This window comes from Dyadobacter luteus (assembly GCF_003383615.1).
Lineage (GTDB): Bacteria > Bacteroidota > Bacteroidia > Cytophagales > Spirosomataceae > Dyadobacter > Dyadobacter luteus.
Map to the genome: position 1 here is coordinate 12,238 of NZ_QNUL01000048.1, position 16,879 is coordinate 29,116.

Consider the following 16,879-nt stretch of genomic DNA (forward strand, 5'->3'; position numbering starts at 1 on the left):
GAAGTTATGTCTGTACATAAAACTGATATTAAACGTGTTACCACCCACGTCATTCAGGAAATGAAGACAAGGGGGGAGAAAATTTCCTGCCTCACTGCCTACGATTATTCAATGGCGGGAATTGTGGATGCTGCCGGTGTTGAGCTGATATTGGTTGGAGATTCGGCCTCTAATGTGATGGCAGGGCACGAGACCACCCTGCCGATTACCATCGACCAGATGATCTACCATGCACAATCTGTTGTGAGAGCTGTGAAACGTGCGCTGGTAGTTGTGGATTTGCCATTTGGTTCGTATCAGGGAAATTCCAGGGAAGCATTAAGTTCAGCGATCAGAATCATGAAAGAGTCTGGCGCTCATGCGGTGAAACTGGAAGGAGGATTGGAGATTAAAGATTCGATTACACGTATACTGAGCGCAGGTGTTCCCGTAATGGGCCATTTAGGGCTTACACCGCAGTCAATTTATAAATTCGGGACTTATACTGTCCGAGCAAAAGAAGACGCTGAGGCGGCGAAATTGCTGGAGGATGCCAAAATGCTTGAAGAGGTAGGTTGTTTTTCGGTCGTATTAGAAAAAATTCCGTCCAAACTCACTAAAATGGTGTCGGAAAGTATCAGTATCCCAACGGTTGGTATTGGTGCGGGACCGGAAGCGGACGGGCAGATTTTGGTTTTACATGATTTGCTGGGCATCAATAAGGCTTTCAAACCAAGATTCCTGAGAAGATATGCAGAGCTGAATGATATCATGCATGATGCCATCGGCAATTATATTAAGGATGTGAAGAGTAAGTCTTTTCCAAGTATGGGAGAATCTTATTAAACTTTTAAAAAGTATTAAACTAATAATATGGCCAGAAGACCATTTCAAATTATATACGAAGACAATCACCTGATCATTGTCAATAAGGAACCGGGGATTTTGGTTCAGGGCGATGCCACTGGAGATAAATGTCTGCTTGATATGGTAAAAGACTATATCAAAGTGGAATACGATAAGCCGGGAGCGGTATTTTTAGGTACTGTGCATCGTTTGGATCGCCCCGTAAGCGGGCTTGTAGTGTTTGCGAAAACATCCAAGGCACTGGAAAGAATGAATGAAATCTTCCGCAAAAGGGACGTTCAGAAAACATACTGGGCGGTGGTAAAAAATAAGCCTGCTGTAAAGAAAGGAAAGCTGGTACATTGGTTGTCTAAGGACGAAAGAAGAAATGTCACCACAGCGCATGATTACGAGGTTCCTGGTTCTCAAAAAGCCGAATTGTCATATCGTTGGCTGGGAGAGATTAACAAATTCCATCTGATAGAAGTATCACCTATAACCGGCAGGCCGCATCAGATCCGTGTACAGTTAGCATCAATGGGTTGCCCTATTCGTGGTGATGTGAAATATGGAGCTCCCAAAGGAAACCCGGACGGCAGCATCAATTTGCACGCAAGAAGATTATTTTTTGAGCATCCTGTAAAAAAGGAGCCGGTAATATGCCGGGCAGGCTTACCTAATGACCCATTCTGGGAAGAATTTTTGACGCTGGATAACGAAGAAATAAAACCTGAGCATATGGGTTTCTTCTACGAATAAGTAGTAGTGAAAAGTTAGTTTATATTATTTGGTTTCATAATATACTATTAATCCTTCACTTACAATCCTAACAGCTTGTAGCTAATTGCTAACAGCTACTTCGTATTAATCATGATAGAAAAACTCAAACAGCGATGGAATGTAAAAAACGGCTGGGATGTGCTCATCATCCTGCTGGTTTTCGCCTGTACGGGTTTTTCTATTCTTTATATCAAACGCGCTTTTTTTGAGTTGATAGGCCTCACCAGCGAATCTCCTTCCTGGCTCAGATGGACTGTCAACATCATCATTATTTTGCCTCTCTATCAGGTTGTATTGTTATGCTGGGGCTGGATATGGGGCAAGTTTTCGTTCTTCTGGGAGTTCGAAAAAAGGATGTTTTCCCGTATCGGCGGCTGGTTCGGAATGGGTAAATCCAAAGCCTGATCTTATCTCTGCTTTTTCTCCTTCTTTCTATTCAGTTTCCAGGCCGAAAACCCAAGATAAACCATACTGCCCCGGGCTCCGGTCTTCTTGATCAGCCCGTTAATATTGCTGAATCCCAGAAATACTGGGCCGAAATGCGCCAGAGCTCCTACAGATGGCCGCTTGTTGCCTTCAACAAATGAAATCGGGAAAGCAAAATCAGAGTCTTCGTCTTCAAAGCGGGGAGTGATGGTAAAAACATTAGGCTGGTAAATATCCAGTATCTGATTGTCTCTGTACCGATGCCGTTTGGTCTGCGAAAGATTGATAAAAAAACCCTTTACAAGCTGAACATCGGCTTCCAAATGAAGCGCAGATGGTAATCGTGCGGTGGTGCTCAAAGTCGTATCCTGTGTATAGGGAAGGAGTTCCATCAATCCTTCAGGACCGCGGTCACTGATTGTTTCCATAGAAGCCTGGTTCATTACGTATTCCGGCATGCTTCCCGATACAACTTTACTACCTTTTGTTTTGTAACGTATACTTCCTACGTCAGTTAAAGAAGCGGCCAGTCGTAAAATATATTGTGGGTTTTCATCAAATTTCTCTTCCTTATTCTTCCAGAAAGCTCCCAGTTCGTAAGTAAAACCCAAATCATATCCCCATCCATTACCGTATTTATCGGCATCAAAAAGATTTCCGATACTCATTTTCTGATTAATATGGCTGTATCCGCTTTCATAGGTCATATTAGAAAGTACCAATTCACTCATATCAGGATCTGTATTTTCGGGTCTGAGCTCGTATTGGCTAATATTTGCATTGAGAAAGGCAGCGCGTGCACCAAAAATTTTCTTTCCTGTCACACCAAGTCGAAGCTTATGCGCATCAAGATCCACTACCTGCAATCCATAGCTAAAGCTGATATCGGAAAAACTTTGCTGAGTCATATTGAAACTTCCCCAATCTCCGCTGGCAGGTAGTGCCTCGCCGGTATCGAGTCTGCGGAAATACAAATTTTTGATCGGATCCGGAATATTGTTCCCTGTTACAAATCCTCTTGTGCGGAATTGCAGTGCAATACCTTGTCGCTTATCAATAGAATACATGACAGATGGCCACCGGATTTCACTGACCAGGTATAGCGGTTTTTCAGTCAGTGACCCCATGGTGCGTGAGCGACCGTAAAGCTCTTTGGTAGAGTGGGGGGCGAGAAGCGGGTACAACAACGAATTTTTACCCAGAAATACGAAATAACGATAATTGATACTACCACCAAGAGAGCCGATGTTGACCTGCCATTTGTGCTTGGAGCCACCCAGAACCGATGGATTGTAAGTAGCGCGATACAGCCCGCCATAGTTGCTATATTGCAATCCGTTAATTTGCTGACTGTGAGACTTAATGGAGAATAATGAAAGTAATAGTGCGGTGGTGAATATGCTTCTTTTCAAAATAGTGCTTAGCTTTTTAAAGTCAGTTCCCCGACCATATTATAGTGTATAATTTCCTCTTCAATAAATTTCCGGAGAATAGCCGAGAGCGTTTTTTCCGGTACATAGTCGAATGCCTTACTTAATGCTTTTGGCGTTATGTGCTCATGTTCCCTGATAAAATCCAGTATTGCCTGCATTTTATCATCATCAAAAAAGTCGCTTTTCTTTTTCTCAATACATATATCACAGATCCCACATGGACTTGCGTCAAATTCATTGAAGTACTCTAATAGTAACAGCGTTCTGCACTGTTTGGTATGAGAGGCATAATCCACAACGGCGCTTGCTTTGTCCAGGTCTCGCTTTTTCTTTTTTTCTATCTCCCTGATATTCAGAGGAAGCAATGCAGCTTCAAATCTCGGCGTCATGTAGGTGATTTGGGGTTGATCGCGCCGGGGCTCATAAACCAAAATATCCCTTTCCTGCATAAACACCAGCTTTTTGATTACTTCCTGCTGCGGTGCAAAGAAAATCTGCGCGATCTCACTTTCCGATATCTTCACATATTCTGTAAAGAGTTCTCCGCCATAGAGCCGCAATATCACTTTGATAAACGAATCCATTTCCCGATAGCGTATCTGAAAGTCGTACAATTGCCGGTTGTCTACTATAAAATGCAGCTTGGAAGGTTCATTGAAATTCTCACCAAGTTGGATAAATCCTTCTTCTTCAAGTAGTTTTAATGCGTAATGAGTTTCGTTTACGGGAAGTCCGAATATTCCTGTAAAGTCCTTGATATCAAAATTATAGTTGACAAATTCGGATCCCCCAACCGGAATTTTGTAGTAGTTGGCCAGAGCCTGATATACACGTCGGATCAGTTCGAAAGGAGGATATTTACGCTCAACGCTTTCGATTAATTCTTCAAGATCAATTTTATTAAAAAGGGCAACGGCGTATGCCTTTTTTTCATCGCGACCCGCCCGGCCTGCTTCCTGATAATAGGCTTCCAGATTTTCGGGTAAGTCGTAATGGACAACCGAACGGACATCCGGTTTATCAATTCCCATACCGAAGGCATTGGTGGCCACTACCACCCGGGTCTGATTCCTGATCCAGGCCGATTGCCTGTCGCCGCGATCCTTGAATGGCAAGCCGGCATGGTAGGCGAGAGCAGGTATTCCATTACGAATCAATGAATCCGCAAGCTCCTTAGTTCGTTTCCTTGTTCTTACGTATACGATGGACGTTCCCGGTACATTTTTTAATATCTGAACCAGTTTACGCTCCTTATTCTCTTCGGCAAAAGCGGAATAAGATAGATTGGCTCTGGCGAAAGATTGTTTAAATACTCTCGCCGATTTCATTTTCAACTTATCGATGATATCAACCCGTACTTCTTCAGTTGCCGTGGCTGTCAGCGCCATGACGGGAACGCCGGGCAATAAATCACGAAAATCAGAAATGAGCAGGTAGGAGGGACGGAAGTCGTAACCCCAGGCAGAAATACAGTGAGCTTCATCAATAGCAAGCAGGCATATTTTCATCTGCTTCGCGCGCTGAATCATAATTTCAGTGCGCAATCGTTCCGGCGATACATACAAAAATTTGGTATGCCCGTGAATACAGTTATCCAGAGTGATATCTATTTCATGCCGGTTCATGCCGGAATGAATTGCCGCTGCCGAAATGTTGCGTCGTTTCAACTGTTCCACCTGATCCTTCATCAAAGCGATAAGCGGCGTAACCACAATACATACGCCTTCCATAGCCATCACCGGAACCTGAAAGCAAATGGATTTGCCTCCGCCAGTCGGTAAAAGAACCAGTGTATCCGTGGCATTGAGCACACATCGGATAGTATCTTCCTGTAATGGCCGGAATTGATCATATCCCCAATACTGTTTAAGGATAGCGTGGAGATCAGTCATGGTTTACTTTTATTGATGAATAATGGCTGTAAAGTAACAAAATTATGGTGGCGTAAAATTCGTGAGGCTGTCCGATTGTATAAACCGGGAATGTAATTCGTTGCTTTTAAATTGAAAAAACTAATTTTACTTTCATGCTAATAAACTAAGAATAACGAAGGTTACGTTTCTTTACAGATTATGGTTTTTCGGGGTTATTTTCTTCTATTTGACTTTTACCAATTGTTGTCATTTCCATTTATGCGCACACTATTGTTGCTTGCTTTCCCTCTGATCATGTCAGGATGTTCGGTATCACATTATGTAAACCGGGAGATAAAAAAATCGGAAATATTAAGTCAGCAGCATACGGGGGTGTCCATATTGACAGAAAAAGGTGGCAAAAATCTGGCTGCCTATAACGATGATAAATACTTCATTCCTGCTTCCAATACCAAAATTTACAGCCTTTATGCCGGATTAAATGCTTTGGGAGATTCTATTCCCGGGCTCGAATACCTGGAATGGGGAGAGCTGTTGTTGATCAGAGGTACAGGCGACCCGTCATTAATGCATCCTGATTTGCCAAAAAGCAAAGTGATTGATTTCCTGAAGTCGAGAAAAGAGCAGATCTTTTATACTTCTGTACATTTCGAAGATGAGAGATTCGGACCAGGCTGGGCATGGGATGATTACAATGGATATTACCAGCCGGAAGTTTCTGCTATGCCTATTTATGGAAACATAGCCCGCTTTTCAAGAAAACAGGAGCGTGAATTTTCGGTTTATCCTGGCTACTGGAAGCGTTTCACAAAGAAAGACACAACAACAACGGGATTCCTCAGAGATGAGGAAAGTAATTACTTTCATTATTCGCAGACATCGGTAGACAAGCCCTTCAAACAGGATGTGCCCGTACGCATGTCGGATGATTTGCTGGTGGAAATGTTGTCCGACGTATTGAAAAAGGAAGTAAAGTCCATTCGTATTCCATTAAATATTGAATTGCAGAAAGTCTACAGTATTCCCTCAGATTCGCTGTACAGACGCATGATGTACGAAAGTGATAATCTTCTTGCTGAGCAACTTATGCTGCTTTATGCGTCAGCCAATGGCATGCCTCTGAATACAACCGTGGCTATTGAACATGCGACGGCAAATCATTTCAAAGGGATTCCTGATAAGCCGGTTTGGAAAGATGGTTCGGGTATGAGCAGATACAATCTTTTTACACCAAGATCTACGACCTGGTTACTTCAGCAGATTGATACGAAGCTACCTAAGGAAAGATTGTATGCTATTTTTCCTGCAGGTGGTGTTTCCGGAACGGTTAAGAATCAATTCAAAGCAGACAAACCTTTTGTATATGCCAAAACAGGAGGCATGAGTAACGTATATAACCTTAGTGGTTATTTGCTGACTAAGAAGGGAAAAACGCTGATTTTTAGTTTTATGAATAACAATTTTGTCCGGCCTGCCTCTGAAGTGAAAGCTGAGGTAGAACGTATTCTGACAGCCATTCATAATCGATTCTAGCATTTCTTATTTTCTCACCCAGGTTTTGTTGGTTGAGTAGAAATGATTTTTACCGTCTACTCTTTGCAGGAGATAGATGTTATAAGTTCCCGGCTGGATGGTCTCCCGATGGAAGCTGGCAATTGCACCCTTCGAAAAATACATAAGACGCCTTAATGTCGTTTTTAAAGGAACCGGATGCTGATACAAGTGACCCGCATATACATGGCTGTCAGATTGTAAAATGACGTAACCGCCATCGGAATAGTCTTTCTCAGTAGGGAAATTTGCCTCACTGTATCCTATCTGCAGGTATTCATTCCTATCGGTGAGCAAGTCAGGTGAATTATTTCCTTCAAATTGTGGAGCAATGGTATAGTGATCAGGGTTCCAGCCCTCAGCCAAAGGATCTTCCGAGTTGTAATAAGATCTGATCATTTCGAGGTGATTGCGATCCATAGAAAACATTTTTGTTCCCAGCCAGTCAGCATTGTATCTGGCGTTGAACTCCTGACAAATGGCACTTCTGCGGTTGTTTACTGTATCTGCAAAATTGCTGTGCAGGATGGTGAGGTTCAGCAGGACGCTGATCGCCAGAGAAAATACCAGGCTCTTCTTTACAACAATAGATCCGGACAAAGAAAGAAATGCAAAATAGAGCGAGATACAGGCGAGAACAGAATACATCCGGTACCGACCTTTAAACATACCTTCGAAATGATCTGTCGGAATGCGTTTATAAGATAGCGCCAGCGATGTGATCATGATAAAAAGTGCCAGTGCCAATGCGAACAAGGCACCTTTGTTGGTAAAAGGCTTATTGGTCCATGCTGCATTCCAAAGATTCAGGAGTTGCTTTCTGAACAGAAAAATAAAACTTATGATCATCAAAGCACCTATGACAACAGCTGTCATCAAAAGCGAGGGTTTCGCTGTATAGGCGTCAAGCGTGGCAATAGATCCTATAAATCCAAGAAAACCAAGTACACCTTCCTTTACCTCATCCGGATTTTTAAAATCAAGATTCTGAGTAATAGGAGTGAAGTCTATAAAATAGATGAATGCTACCAGAGCCATGACCACGATGGTAATGACGAAAGATTTTCGCTGACCGGAAAGAAGCATAACCAATGCTACGATAGGGAAGGACATCAGTCCGTTGCCATAGGTGAAAGTGGCAAGGATTGCTACTGGCAGCGCATAAATGAGTCGGCTTGGGTGGTACACTGCCAAATAAAATGCAGTAATAACAAAAAGTAAAACGCCGAAATTACAAAGAGAACTAACGCCCCAGAATATATTCTCAAACGATTGGATTGAGAACCATAGCCACATAACGGGAACAAAGTACCACAGTGAGAGATGAAGTTTTTGAAATGCTTTATAGAAAACAACGGCACACCCCGCCCAGCATAAGTTGGCAATGACCATCGCCCATACGAGATCGAGCCTGCCAAATGTACTATGAAGAAAAAGAATTACCGACCTTGAAAAAACCAGCCGATGTTCAGGAAAAAGCTCTACAAGCCGTTCCCATTTTTCAAGTAGCGGAGCATCACCAAATCCCGGAATAACACCAAGGATCAGTATATCGTCAAATGCTACATAATTGATATTCAGCGCTACTGTCTTAAATACAAGGAAGTAAATAAGTGGTGGAATAAAGCAAAGAACGACTGCCAGTAATGTACTGTTTCTCGAAAGAACAGGTATTGATTTAATCATATATTGTAAAGGAGCGGCGTGTGTCAGTAGTGTTTCTGATTGTAACAAAAAGGAATGGGATTGAAGCCTTATGGATTTTCAACCTCACTTTCCTCTTCTACCGATGCGCGTGGATCTTTGGTATAGTCATAAAGAAGCTTGCCCTTGTCGTCCCACTCACGCAGTACGAAAGGTTCAAACTCTTCATCCCAGCTATTTTTAGGATATTGAATTTCTTTTTTTCTCTGACGTCTGAACTGATAATATTCAATCCACCGGCCTACTTTCTGGCCGTTTTCAAACTTACCGTTGGTCATCAGCTGGCCTTCTTTATAATATTGGAGAAACTCACCCTCCAGTTTACCAAACATCACCGGCATAACTTCTTTTACCTGTGTATGTGCAGAGTCGTAATAAGTAATGCGTGAGTCGGCAGGAAATCCTCTGTACCAAACCGATTTATCAATAAGGTTGAATTTGGTATCGTACTTTACCCATCTTCCGTCTTTAACTCCTTTGTAATAATTTCCCTCTTCGATCAGGTTTTCGCCACTATATTTCCGATATGAACCATGTAATAACAAAGCCTGCTTTTTATCCTTGATCAAAGAAGAGCTCAATCTTTTGGTTTTGGTATCGTACCATCTCGTTTCTGTAGCTCTTACATAAGGATCCAGCGTTGCACTTTCCTTCAGAACATGGAAACTTTCCAGGTTAGCACGATCACCACTTCCGAATTTTACGGACAAAGACTGTATGGGGATACCTTCGTACTGTACCCTTGCCAGCTTTACTTTTTCTTTTCTGCGTTTTCTTTCCTCTTTTTGACTTTTGTATTCCTTCACGCGTAGACCAAGATCAGGGATCGTTTCTCCGAAAAGGCTGGACACGGACGTAGATTGGCTTTTTCCTCCGGGAAGAGAGGCGCCTATGGAAGGGTCGAGTGCAGATACCAGCGACTTAAGCCCACCGGATTGCGCTTTTTTATTATTTAGAGAATCAGGTTTGGCTGTTTCTTTGGGAAGCCAGGATGGCGGAGTTTCTTTTTTCGCATCTTGTCCGAAAACTGTAATCGGTACAAAAACCGTTAAAAAGCACAGAATCAGAATAAGTCTTTGCATGTGTGTAAACTTTCTAAGCGCAAGATGATTACTTTTGTAACGAATTCGTCTCAACGTTATTGATTTTTGAACCTACAAATTTAGATAATCGCAGTGGAAAAAAGTGCTAAAATTTATATTGCCGGACATCGTGGAATGGTGGGATCGGCAATTCATCGTAAACTGACAAAAGAAGGCTTCACAAATATTGTGACCCGTACCTCCTCAGAACTTGATTTACGTGAGCAGGAAGCTGTTCGTGAGTTTTTCGCAGCCGAACGCCCTGACTATGTATTTCTCGCTGCTGCAAAGGTAGGAGGTATCATGGCTAACAATATTTATCGTGCAGAGTTTTTATACGAGAATCTTCAGATTCAGAATAATGTGATCGACGCGGCGCATCAGAATGGTGTTACCAAACTCATGTTTCTGGGTTCCTCATGTATCTACCCGAAACTGGCACCACAGCCGTTGAATGAAGATTCTTTACTGACCGGCACACTTGAACCTACCAATGAACCTTATGCAATTGCAAAGATTGCAGGTATCAAAATGTGTGAAGCATACCGTAGTCAGTATGGATCAGACTTTATCTCAGTAATGCCGACCAACTTGTATGGTCCTAACGATAATTACGATCTGAACAAATCGCACGTGCTTCCTGCTATGATCCGTAAGTTCCATGAAGCGAAGGAAGAGAATAAACCTTTCGTTGAGCTTTGGGGTACTGGTTCTCCTTTACGTGAATTTTTACATGCCGATGATCTTGCTGACGCATGTTACTTCCTGATGCAGAACTACAGCGGTGCAGAGTTCCTGAATGTTGGGGTAGGACATGATATCACCATTAAAGATTTGGCGGAATTAATTCAGCGTATCGTAGGGTATCAGGGACGTATTAACTGGAACGTAGAGAAACCCGATGGTACTCCACGTAAACTGATGGATGTGAGTAAATTGCATGCATTAGGATGGAAACACAGCATTGAACTGGAAGAGGGAATACGTGTAACGTATCAGGATTTTCTTCAGAAGATTGAATCGTACGCTGTTTAAGCTTTTTGTTTTGAAAGGGTTACAATTGGCTAAAACCTAATATTGTCATACTAATTTCTCGTTTGACCTACGATAATTCTTTTTTTTGACAAAATTTCAGTAGATTATTAAGAGAATCTTCGGGATTCTATTTAGTTTTGCAGCGCCTTTTAAGGCTATACTATAAACTTGTCATAAAAAATGTCGTCGATAATAAAGTTAGACCAGATAGACCGTAAAGTACTGGAGATTTTACAGACTAATGCCAAAATAACCAACGCGCAACTATCAAAGGAAATAGGACTGTCGCCTGCTCCGACGCTCGAAAGGGTTAAGAAATTGGAACAGTCGGGTATCATTAAGAGTTACCATGCACAATTGGAGCCGGATAAAGTGGGCCTGGGTGTAAGTACTTTTGTTCAGATTTCCCTGGTAGGGCACAGAAAAGCAGTTACAGAATCTTTCGTTGAAAAGGTACATGCTATTCCGGAGATTATTGAGTGTCACCACATCACAGGTACAGGAGATTTTCTTTTGAGAGTAATTTCAAAGGATATCAGTACTTACCAAAAACTGATGTTGGAAAAAATCAATGAAATCGAAGAGGTAGCAAGCACACAAACAATGGTGATCCTTTCTACTTTCAAGGAAACAAAAGTTTTGCCAATTCCTTGATCAAAAGATTGATATAAAAGTAAAAGGTCGGCTCCTCAATGGAACCGACCTTTTACTTTTATAAAGCTAATAGCTAAGCGCTGAAAGCTATTGCCCAAATTATTGATGCTGCTCGCGAAGCAAATCATTCACAGTTTTTACCGGATTGAAGGTAATCAAAGGAACTTCTACGAAGATGGTGTTCCAGTCAGCCATTGCACCATTCCATAATCCTGGTAATTCCTGCGCTTTCAAATCTTTACCATCTTTCGACTTCTCTGTAATGAAACCAGTCAGGGGATCCCTGAATTTTTTCAGATCATATAATTCGCCTGTACGGTTTTTTACTGCACAAACCAGATCCACCGGATTGAAGTGTGTAGAATTCTTGAAAATGCTATTCTGATCAGCATCTGCAACATCCACCTGTGCCGATTCTACGATTTGCAAAGAAGAAGATCCATCAGCATTCTCGGCCCAGAATGGTCCGCCACCTGGTTCTCCCTGGTTTTTCACCATGCCGCAAGCGCGCAAAGGACGATCCAGCTTGCTGAGGAAATAGCTTCTTTTCTCAGCTGCGTCCCAGTTTTTAAATGACGCGGGTGGTACTACGCAAAGCTCTTCTCTGAAGAAAGTATCTAATTCTTCCAGCAAAGTCTCATCTGTGGAGCCTGTCAGCTGATTAGTATAATCAAAAATGCGCTTCTGATACTTCAGTACAATTCCAGCGAGTGCTTTCTTATAAGTAATCGTTTCTTCCTTGATGCTATCCGGCACTACGTTATCAATATTCTTGATGAATATGATATCGGCATCCAGTTGACCAAGATTTTCGAGCAATGCACCGTGTCCGGCTGGTCTGAAAAGTAAAGTATCGTCTTTTTCCCGGAAAGGCGTATTGTCAGTATTTACCGCAATGGTATCTGTAGAGCTTTTTTGTTCAGAGAAGGAAACGAAGTATTTCACCCCGAATTTGCTTTGATAGCCAGGTAGAACTTCGACAACCAATTTTTCAAACTTGTCGCGGTGTTCAGGAGAAACAGTGAAGTGGATTTTCACCAGACTACCTGCATTGGCATATTTTGCTCCTTCTACGAGGTGCTCTTCCAGGGGCGTACGAGAGCGCTCCGTGTAATTATGGAATTTCAGCAATCCTTTTGGCAATTCACCGTAGCCAAGCCCTTTGTTTGTCAGGTAGTAAGAAGCAATTGTGTTTTCATCTGCAGTTGTTATATCATAGCCATCAGCCTGCAACGAAACTTTCAGGTCTTCATAAAAAGCAAATTTAGGAAGCTGGGTAAAAAATTCTTCTACCGATTTATCCTTCTTTCCTTCCTGCAAAAAGCCGAAAAGCGATTTAAACATCCTTGTAGCTGCTCCTGAAGCAGGGACAAATTTCAACAGTGCGATCTCACCTTCTGCGGCACTTTTGTCGAATTCACTTACAACTTCTTTGATCTGATCATCGGTAAGTTTGATAATTCCGTCACCTACTGTCGCCGCTTTAGACAATTGCAGGAACGGAAATCCGTCGACGAAGTATTTGATTTGCTGGCCCACTACGTCGGCATCGCTGCCGCGCTCTTTTATCTGTGTAAGATCTGCATCAAGAAACATAAGTAGTTAGTTTAAAAAATATTAGAAATTACACATCCCCGAAAGTGTTGGCAAGCCAAGAGTTTCGGGGATGTATTTGGTTACAACTTTAAAGCGGTGAATAAACGCACTATAACTATAATATAAAAATTATTTTATGATTCTTAGCTTAGCAAAACTAAGTAATAGCGTTTTTTCGCCGACGGTGTCGAATTTCACAGTTGCTTTGCGGTCATTTCCGTTGACCTCCATTTTTAAAACCGTGCCAAAACCGAATTTCAAATGCTCCACTTTGTCGCCTTCGGTAAGGTTACGGGTATCGCTCGGAACAAAATCTCCTGTTGGGGTATGAGCTTGTGCTGCCGGTACGGGTTTTGGCTCAGTTGGCTTTCTCGGACCCAGATTCCTTACAAACGACATAGGTGAAGCGGCAGGTTCACTGTCACGTCTCAATGCCGTAGTAAGGTTCAGGTACTTTTGATCGACCTCCAGCAAAAAGCGACTCGGCTCACACATTTTCAACCGGCCCCACTGGTACCTGCTGTCTGCATACGAGAACGATAGTTTTTTCTCAGCACGCGTTATTGCTACATAAAATAACCTGCGTTCTTCCTCCAGATCCTGCCGGCTTTCCAGCATCATCTGGCTCGGGAAAAGATCCTCTTCCAGTCCTACTATAAATACGTTTCTGAATTCAAGCCCTTTCGCCGAGTGAATTGTCATCATCGTTACCCGGTCGTGGTCTTCATTTTCATCAGGTTCGTCAGCATTGGTGAGCAACGATACCGACTGGAGAAATGCACTCAGCGTCTTATCTTCATTTTCCTCATTGTCTACAAATTCCTTGATACCGTTGAGCAACTCCTGCACGTTTTCGTAGCGTGAGAGCCCTTCTACTGTCTTATCTTCATACAATTCTTTCAGTATACCCGATACCTTTGCTATATGTGACGATACCTCATATGCGTCTTTCCCTTCTTCAAGCATAATCTTGAAGCTTTTGATCAGCGTAGCAAATTGCTCAATGGGAGCGGAGGTTCTGCCGGTAGCGTATTTACCGATATTTGATACAACTTCCCATATAGGTACATTGTTTTCCGCTGCCGTTACGGTGATCCGTGCCACCGTTGTGTCGCCAATACCACGTTTGGGAAGATTGATAATCCTTTTAAAAGCCTCTTCATCGCGTTGGTTGACTGTATATCTGAGATATCCCAACAGGTCCTTAATCTCTTTCCTTTGGTAAAAAGATTGTCCGCCAATAATCCGGTACTTGATTCCCAGCTTTCTCAGCGCTTCTTCAAAAGACCGGGATTGCGCATTTGTTCTGTACAGGATAGCGAAATTTTCATTGCGTAAGGCATGCTGCATCTTTTCGTCCAGAATAGCCGAGGCAACCAGCCGTCCTTCTTCATTGTCCGATCCCGCTTTGATCACGTCAATCAGCGCACCTTCATCATTGGCAGTGAAAGTATGCTTTTCCAGCTGAGATTTGTTTCTCGCAATTACCGAGTTGGCAGCATTGACAATCGTGCTGGTCGAACGGTAATTTTGTTCCAGTTTGATCGTCTGTACATCCGGGAAGTCTTTTGAGAAGTTGAGGATGTTCTCAATATTAGCACCGCGGAAAGCGTAGATACTCTGCGCATCGTCACCCACCACCACAATATTCCGGTGAACCGCCGATAATTTACGCGTAATCAGATACTGCGACACGTTCGTATCCTGAAACTCATCCACCATCACATGCTGGAATTTTTGCTGGTACTTATACAGTACATCCGGAAAATCGCGAAAAAGTACGTTTGTATTAAAGAGCAAATCGTCAAAATCCATTGCATTGGCCTGGAAACAGCGTACCGCGTAGGTTTTATAAATTCTGCCGATTTCCTTCATCTTCGCCGCGTCATCATCCGCCTGGATCGTAGGATTTTTCAGGTAGTCATCCGCAGAAATAAGCCTGTTCTTAGCTCCTGATATGCGGTTAAAGACAACATTGGCCTTATATACCTTGTCGTCCAGATTGAATTCCTTGATAATACTCCGTAGCAACGACTTGGAATCGTCCGTATCGTAAATTGAAAAATCGCTGGTATAACCTAAAAATCTGGCTTCAATCCTTAAAATTTTGGCAAATACTGAGTGGAAAGTCCCCATCCAGATATTCCGGGCTTCAGTACCTATCGTAGTTTCGATACGGTGGCGCATCTCACCCGATGCCTTATTGGTAAAAGTCAGTGACAAAATCCGGAACGGATCCACACCATTCTCAATCAGGTGAGCTATGCGGTAAGTCAGCACCCGCGTTTTGCCGGATCCTGCACCTGCAATAATCATCAACGGACCCTCACCATATAATACAGCCGCGCGTTGCGGTTCATTCAAGCTGGATATATAATCGTTCTTTTTCAATCGCTCTGATTTATTCTCTTCTACAATCATCATTCATTCGGGCAAAGGCCAAAGTTAGGAAAAACCGCTAATGCTTTTCCCTTCTGTATCTATAAGATGCGGTGATGTTGGTTATTTTACAAAAATTTAAACCGCCAAAATCAGAACGCCTGATACATGTTATTGGTTTGTATTTTTACCTTGTCATATATAAAGGGTGTGTTAGGAGATATTAAAAGAAAAAGGTTTTGGGCGTGTCCCTGCGGGCCGGGCTATCCACTGCAAGTCCTCGCGCCTGAAAAAGGCGCTGCGGGCTTTCCGTTTCTATCCCTCACGCAGCACCCGGCCCATGAAAGACCTGGTCGCATGAAGGCAAAGACAAACAAACAAGGATATAAACAGCCTACGGCCGAAAGCACACAAAGAAGTCAGAAGTTATTTCCGCTGTCAGCTAAAAGCTAATCGCTAAAATTATGATCGATATAGAAGACCAACCCCTGGAAGCGCAATGGGAACACCTGCTCGATTCTCTGGAATCACTTTTAGGCAAACGCCCCACCGACCTCAACGGCGTGCTTTTCCTTATAGGAGTGCAGGAACTGGGGCAAGGCGCCAAGCGCTTTACCAAAGAACAAAAACAGGACTTAATGCATATAGGCATTTGCAAAGTGCTCAGCTTATCATCCTATTATATATATGAACACACCGACAAAGATGGCTGGCCACATTATATATTGAACAGAGCACTTCCTCAGGGAGGAGTAGAAAAGCAGGAAGCGCTGCTGAAGATGCATGTGATCGAATACTTTAAGAGGCAGTAATCTATAGTGTATAGCAAAGGAATGTCCGGTTATCTCGAAACTGGTCTGGAGTGTGGAAGGGCAAGGCTGGCTTATTTCCTTACGGCTGCTTATTCTCCCTCCATCACAAAGCAGTCCTATCTGATATTTTCTCAAAAGAGAAACATCTTTTACACCAGACAGGCGTGGGTGAAAATGAAGGACGAATCAGTAAAAGCACCTTTGGGCTCGGATTTCATTCAAACTTATCCTTACAGTATATCATTAGGTATGCGACTTAACTTATAAATAGTCCTGCTAATGATTTACTATTGCAAGAAAGGTACTGTTTTTCTGCAGGTGAATAACTGGGGGCGATGCTCAAACCCCACTTTGTGGTAGTTGCTCAATAGTAATTCCCACCCCATCCAAATCTCTTCAAAAAAACTTTCGATTTTAAATATTTGTAATAGAGCGACTTGCGAAGAATATTGAAAAAAGTTGCAAATTATTTTCCCCAGTTTCTTGCGTATTAAAAATAAAGCTGCCACTTTTGCACTCCCAAACGGGAACAACGGTAGCGAAAACGATCGCTGCCACGAGTTCTGAGGAAGATCAGAGCAACGTTCTTTGACATGATGAAGAGAGCAAGAAGAATATTCGTTTAAGAAGATTCGGTCCTATTTTTCGGAATAGAGATCACAAAAAAATTTACAATGGAGAGTTTGATCCTGGCTCAGGATGAACGCTAGCGGCAGGCTTAATACATG

14 protein-coding genes are annotated in these 16,879 nt (G+C 42.6%); 8 read left to right on the plus strand and 6 right to left on the minus strand.

Going from position 1 to position 16,879, the window contains the following annotated elements; genetic code table 11:
• Positions 1 to 6 precede the first annotated feature (6 nt).
• The 3 genes from panB (at position 7) to DSL64_RS28295 (ending at position 2,010) form a co-directional block, all read left to right on the plus strand.
• Positions 7 to 825, plus strand: coding sequence for a 3-methyl-2-oxobutanoate hydroxymethyltransferase (gene panB / locus DSL64_RS28285; protein ID WP_115834336.1), 819 nt, complete (start codon positions 7 to 9; stop codon positions 823 to 825).
• Between the two features lie 27 nt (positions 826 to 852).
• Positions 853 to 1,584 carry an RluA family pseudouridine synthase gene (locus DSL64_RS28290; RefSeq protein ID WP_115834337.1) on the plus strand — a complete coding sequence of 244 codons (732 nt, stop codon included), beginning with the start codon at positions 853 to 855 and terminating at the stop codon, positions 1,582 to 1,584.
• 111 nt (positions 1,585 to 1,695) lie between these two features.
• Positions 1,696 to 2,010, plus strand: coding sequence for a DUF6787 family protein (locus DSL64_RS28295; RefSeq protein ID WP_115834338.1), 315 nt, complete (start codon positions 1,696 to 1,698; stop codon positions 2,008 to 2,010).
• 2 nt (positions 2,011 to 2,012) lie between these two features.
• Here the strand turns inward: DSL64_RS28295 and DSL64_RS28300 are convergent, their stop codons facing one another.
• The gene (locus DSL64_RS28300) at positions 2,013 to 3,443 is read right to left on the minus strand and encodes a DUF5723 family protein (protein ID WP_229217262.1); all 1,431 of its coding nucleotides are present in this window, start codon (positions 3,441 to 3,443) and stop codon (positions 2,013 to 2,015) included.
• Positions 3,444 to 3,451: 8 nt separating this feature from the next.
• On the minus strand, positions 3,452 to 5,356 hold the full coding sequence (locus DSL64_RS28305; RefSeq protein WP_115834339.1) for a RecQ family ATP-dependent DNA helicase: 1,905 nt from the start codon (positions 5,354 to 5,356) through the stop codon (positions 3,452 to 3,454).
• A gap of 240 nt (positions 5,357 to 5,596) precedes the next feature.
• On the opposite strand from DSL64_RS28305, the gene DSL64_RS28310 reads away from it, so the two are divergent.
• Positions 5,597 to 6,871, plus strand: a complete 1,275-nt coding sequence (locus DSL64_RS28310; protein WP_115834340.1) for a D-alanyl-D-alanine carboxypeptidase/D-alanyl-D-alanine-endopeptidase — start codon at positions 5,597 to 5,599, stop codon at positions 6,869 to 6,871.
• A gap of 6 nt (positions 6,872 to 6,877) precedes the next feature.
• Here the strand turns inward: DSL64_RS28310 and DSL64_RS28315 are convergent, their stop codons facing one another.
• On the minus strand, positions 6,878 to 8,575 hold the full coding sequence (locus DSL64_RS28315; RefSeq protein ID WP_115834341.1) for a hypothetical protein: 1,698 nt from the start codon (positions 8,573 to 8,575) through the stop codon (positions 6,878 to 6,880).
• A 68-nt stretch (positions 8,576 to 8,643) separates the two neighbouring features.
• Complete coding sequence (locus DSL64_RS28320; protein WP_115834342.1) at positions 8,644 to 9,675, minus strand: toxin-antitoxin system YwqK family antitoxin; 1,032 nt, start codon at positions 9,673 to 9,675, stop codon at positions 8,644 to 8,646.
• A 93-nt stretch (positions 9,676 to 9,768) separates the two neighbouring features.
• Between DSL64_RS28320 and fcl the strand changes: the two genes are divergently transcribed.
• Positions 9,769 to 10,710 (plus strand): GDP-L-fucose synthase, encoded by a 942-nt coding sequence (fcl, locus tag DSL64_RS28325; protein WP_115834343.1) that lies wholly within the window; start codon positions 9,769 to 9,771, stop codon positions 10,708 to 10,710.
• Between the two features lie 180 nt (positions 10,711 to 10,890).
• Positions 10,891 to 11,364 carry an Lrp/AsnC family transcriptional regulator gene (locus DSL64_RS28330; RefSeq protein ID WP_115834344.1) on the plus strand — a complete coding sequence of 158 codons (474 nt, stop codon included), beginning with the start codon at positions 10,891 to 10,893 and terminating at the stop codon, positions 11,362 to 11,364.
• A 99-nt stretch (positions 11,365 to 11,463) separates the two neighbouring features.
• Here DSL64_RS28330 and DSL64_RS28335 read toward each other — a convergent pair whose 3' ends face one another.
• Entirely contained in the window at positions 11,464 to 12,960 is a 1,497-nt protein-coding gene (locus DSL64_RS28335) for a DUF4301 family protein (RefSeq protein WP_115834345.1), read from the minus strand.
• A 129-nt stretch (positions 12,961 to 13,089) separates the two neighbouring features.
• Entirely contained in the window at positions 13,090 to 15,384 is a 2,295-nt protein-coding gene (locus DSL64_RS28340) for an ATP-dependent helicase (RefSeq protein WP_229217263.1), read from the minus strand.
• A 419-nt stretch (positions 15,385 to 15,803) separates the two neighbouring features.
• Here DSL64_RS28340 and DSL64_RS28350 point away from each other — a divergent pair, with 419 nt between their 5' ends.
• Complete coding sequence (locus DSL64_RS28350; protein WP_115834347.1) at positions 15,804 to 16,151, plus strand: hypothetical protein; 348 nt, start codon at positions 15,804 to 15,806, stop codon at positions 16,149 to 16,151.
• 21 nt (positions 16,152 to 16,172) lie between these two features.
• Positions 16,173 to 16,418, plus strand: coding sequence for a hypothetical protein (locus DSL64_RS28355; protein WP_115834348.1), 246 nt, complete (start codon positions 16,173 to 16,175; stop codon positions 16,416 to 16,418).
• The last annotated feature ends 461 nt before the right edge of the window (positions 16,419 to 16,879 follow it).

Coding starts and splice junctions, on each gene's coding strand:
- panB (WP_115834336.1), top strand. CDS start 7: ATGTCTGTACATAAAACTGATATTAAACGTGTTACCACCCACGTCATT.
- DSL64_RS28290 (WP_115834337.1), top strand. CDS start 853: ATGGCCAGAAGACCATTTCAAATTATATACGAAGACAATCACCTGATC.
- DSL64_RS28295 (WP_115834338.1), top strand. CDS start 1,696: ATGATAGAAAAACTCAAACAGCGATGGAATGTAAAAAACGGCTGGGAT.
- DSL64_RS28305 (WP_115834339.1), bottom strand. CDS start 5,356: ATGACTGATCTCCACGCTATCCTTAAACAGTATTGGGGATATGATCAA.
- DSL64_RS28310 (WP_115834340.1), top strand. CDS start 5,597: ATGCGCACACTATTGTTGCTTGCTTTCCCTCTGATCATGTCAGGATGT.
- DSL64_RS28315 (WP_115834341.1), bottom strand. CDS start 8,575: ATGATTAAATCAATACCTGTTCTTTCGAGAAACAGTACATTACTGGCA.
- DSL64_RS28320 (WP_115834342.1), bottom strand. CDS start 9,675: ATGCAAAGACTTATTCTGATTCTGTGCTTTTTAACGGTTTTTGTACCG.
- DSL64_RS28330 (WP_115834344.1), top strand. CDS start 10,891: ATGTCGTCGATAATAAAGTTAGACCAGATAGACCGTAAAGTACTGGAG.
- DSL64_RS28335 (WP_115834345.1), bottom strand. CDS start 12,960: ATGTTTCTTGATGCAGATCTTACACAGATAAAAGAGCGCGGCAGCGAT.
- DSL64_RS28340 (WP_229217263.1), bottom strand. CDS start 15,384: ATGATGATTGTAGAAGAGAATAAATCAGAGCGATTGAAAAAGAACGAT.
- DSL64_RS28350 (WP_115834347.1), top strand. CDS start 15,804: ATGATCGATATAGAAGACCAACCCCTGGAAGCGCAATGGGAACACCTG.
- DSL64_RS28355 (WP_115834348.1), top strand. CDS start 16,173: ATGTCCGGTTATCTCGAAACTGGTCTGGAGTGTGGAAGGGCAAGGCTG.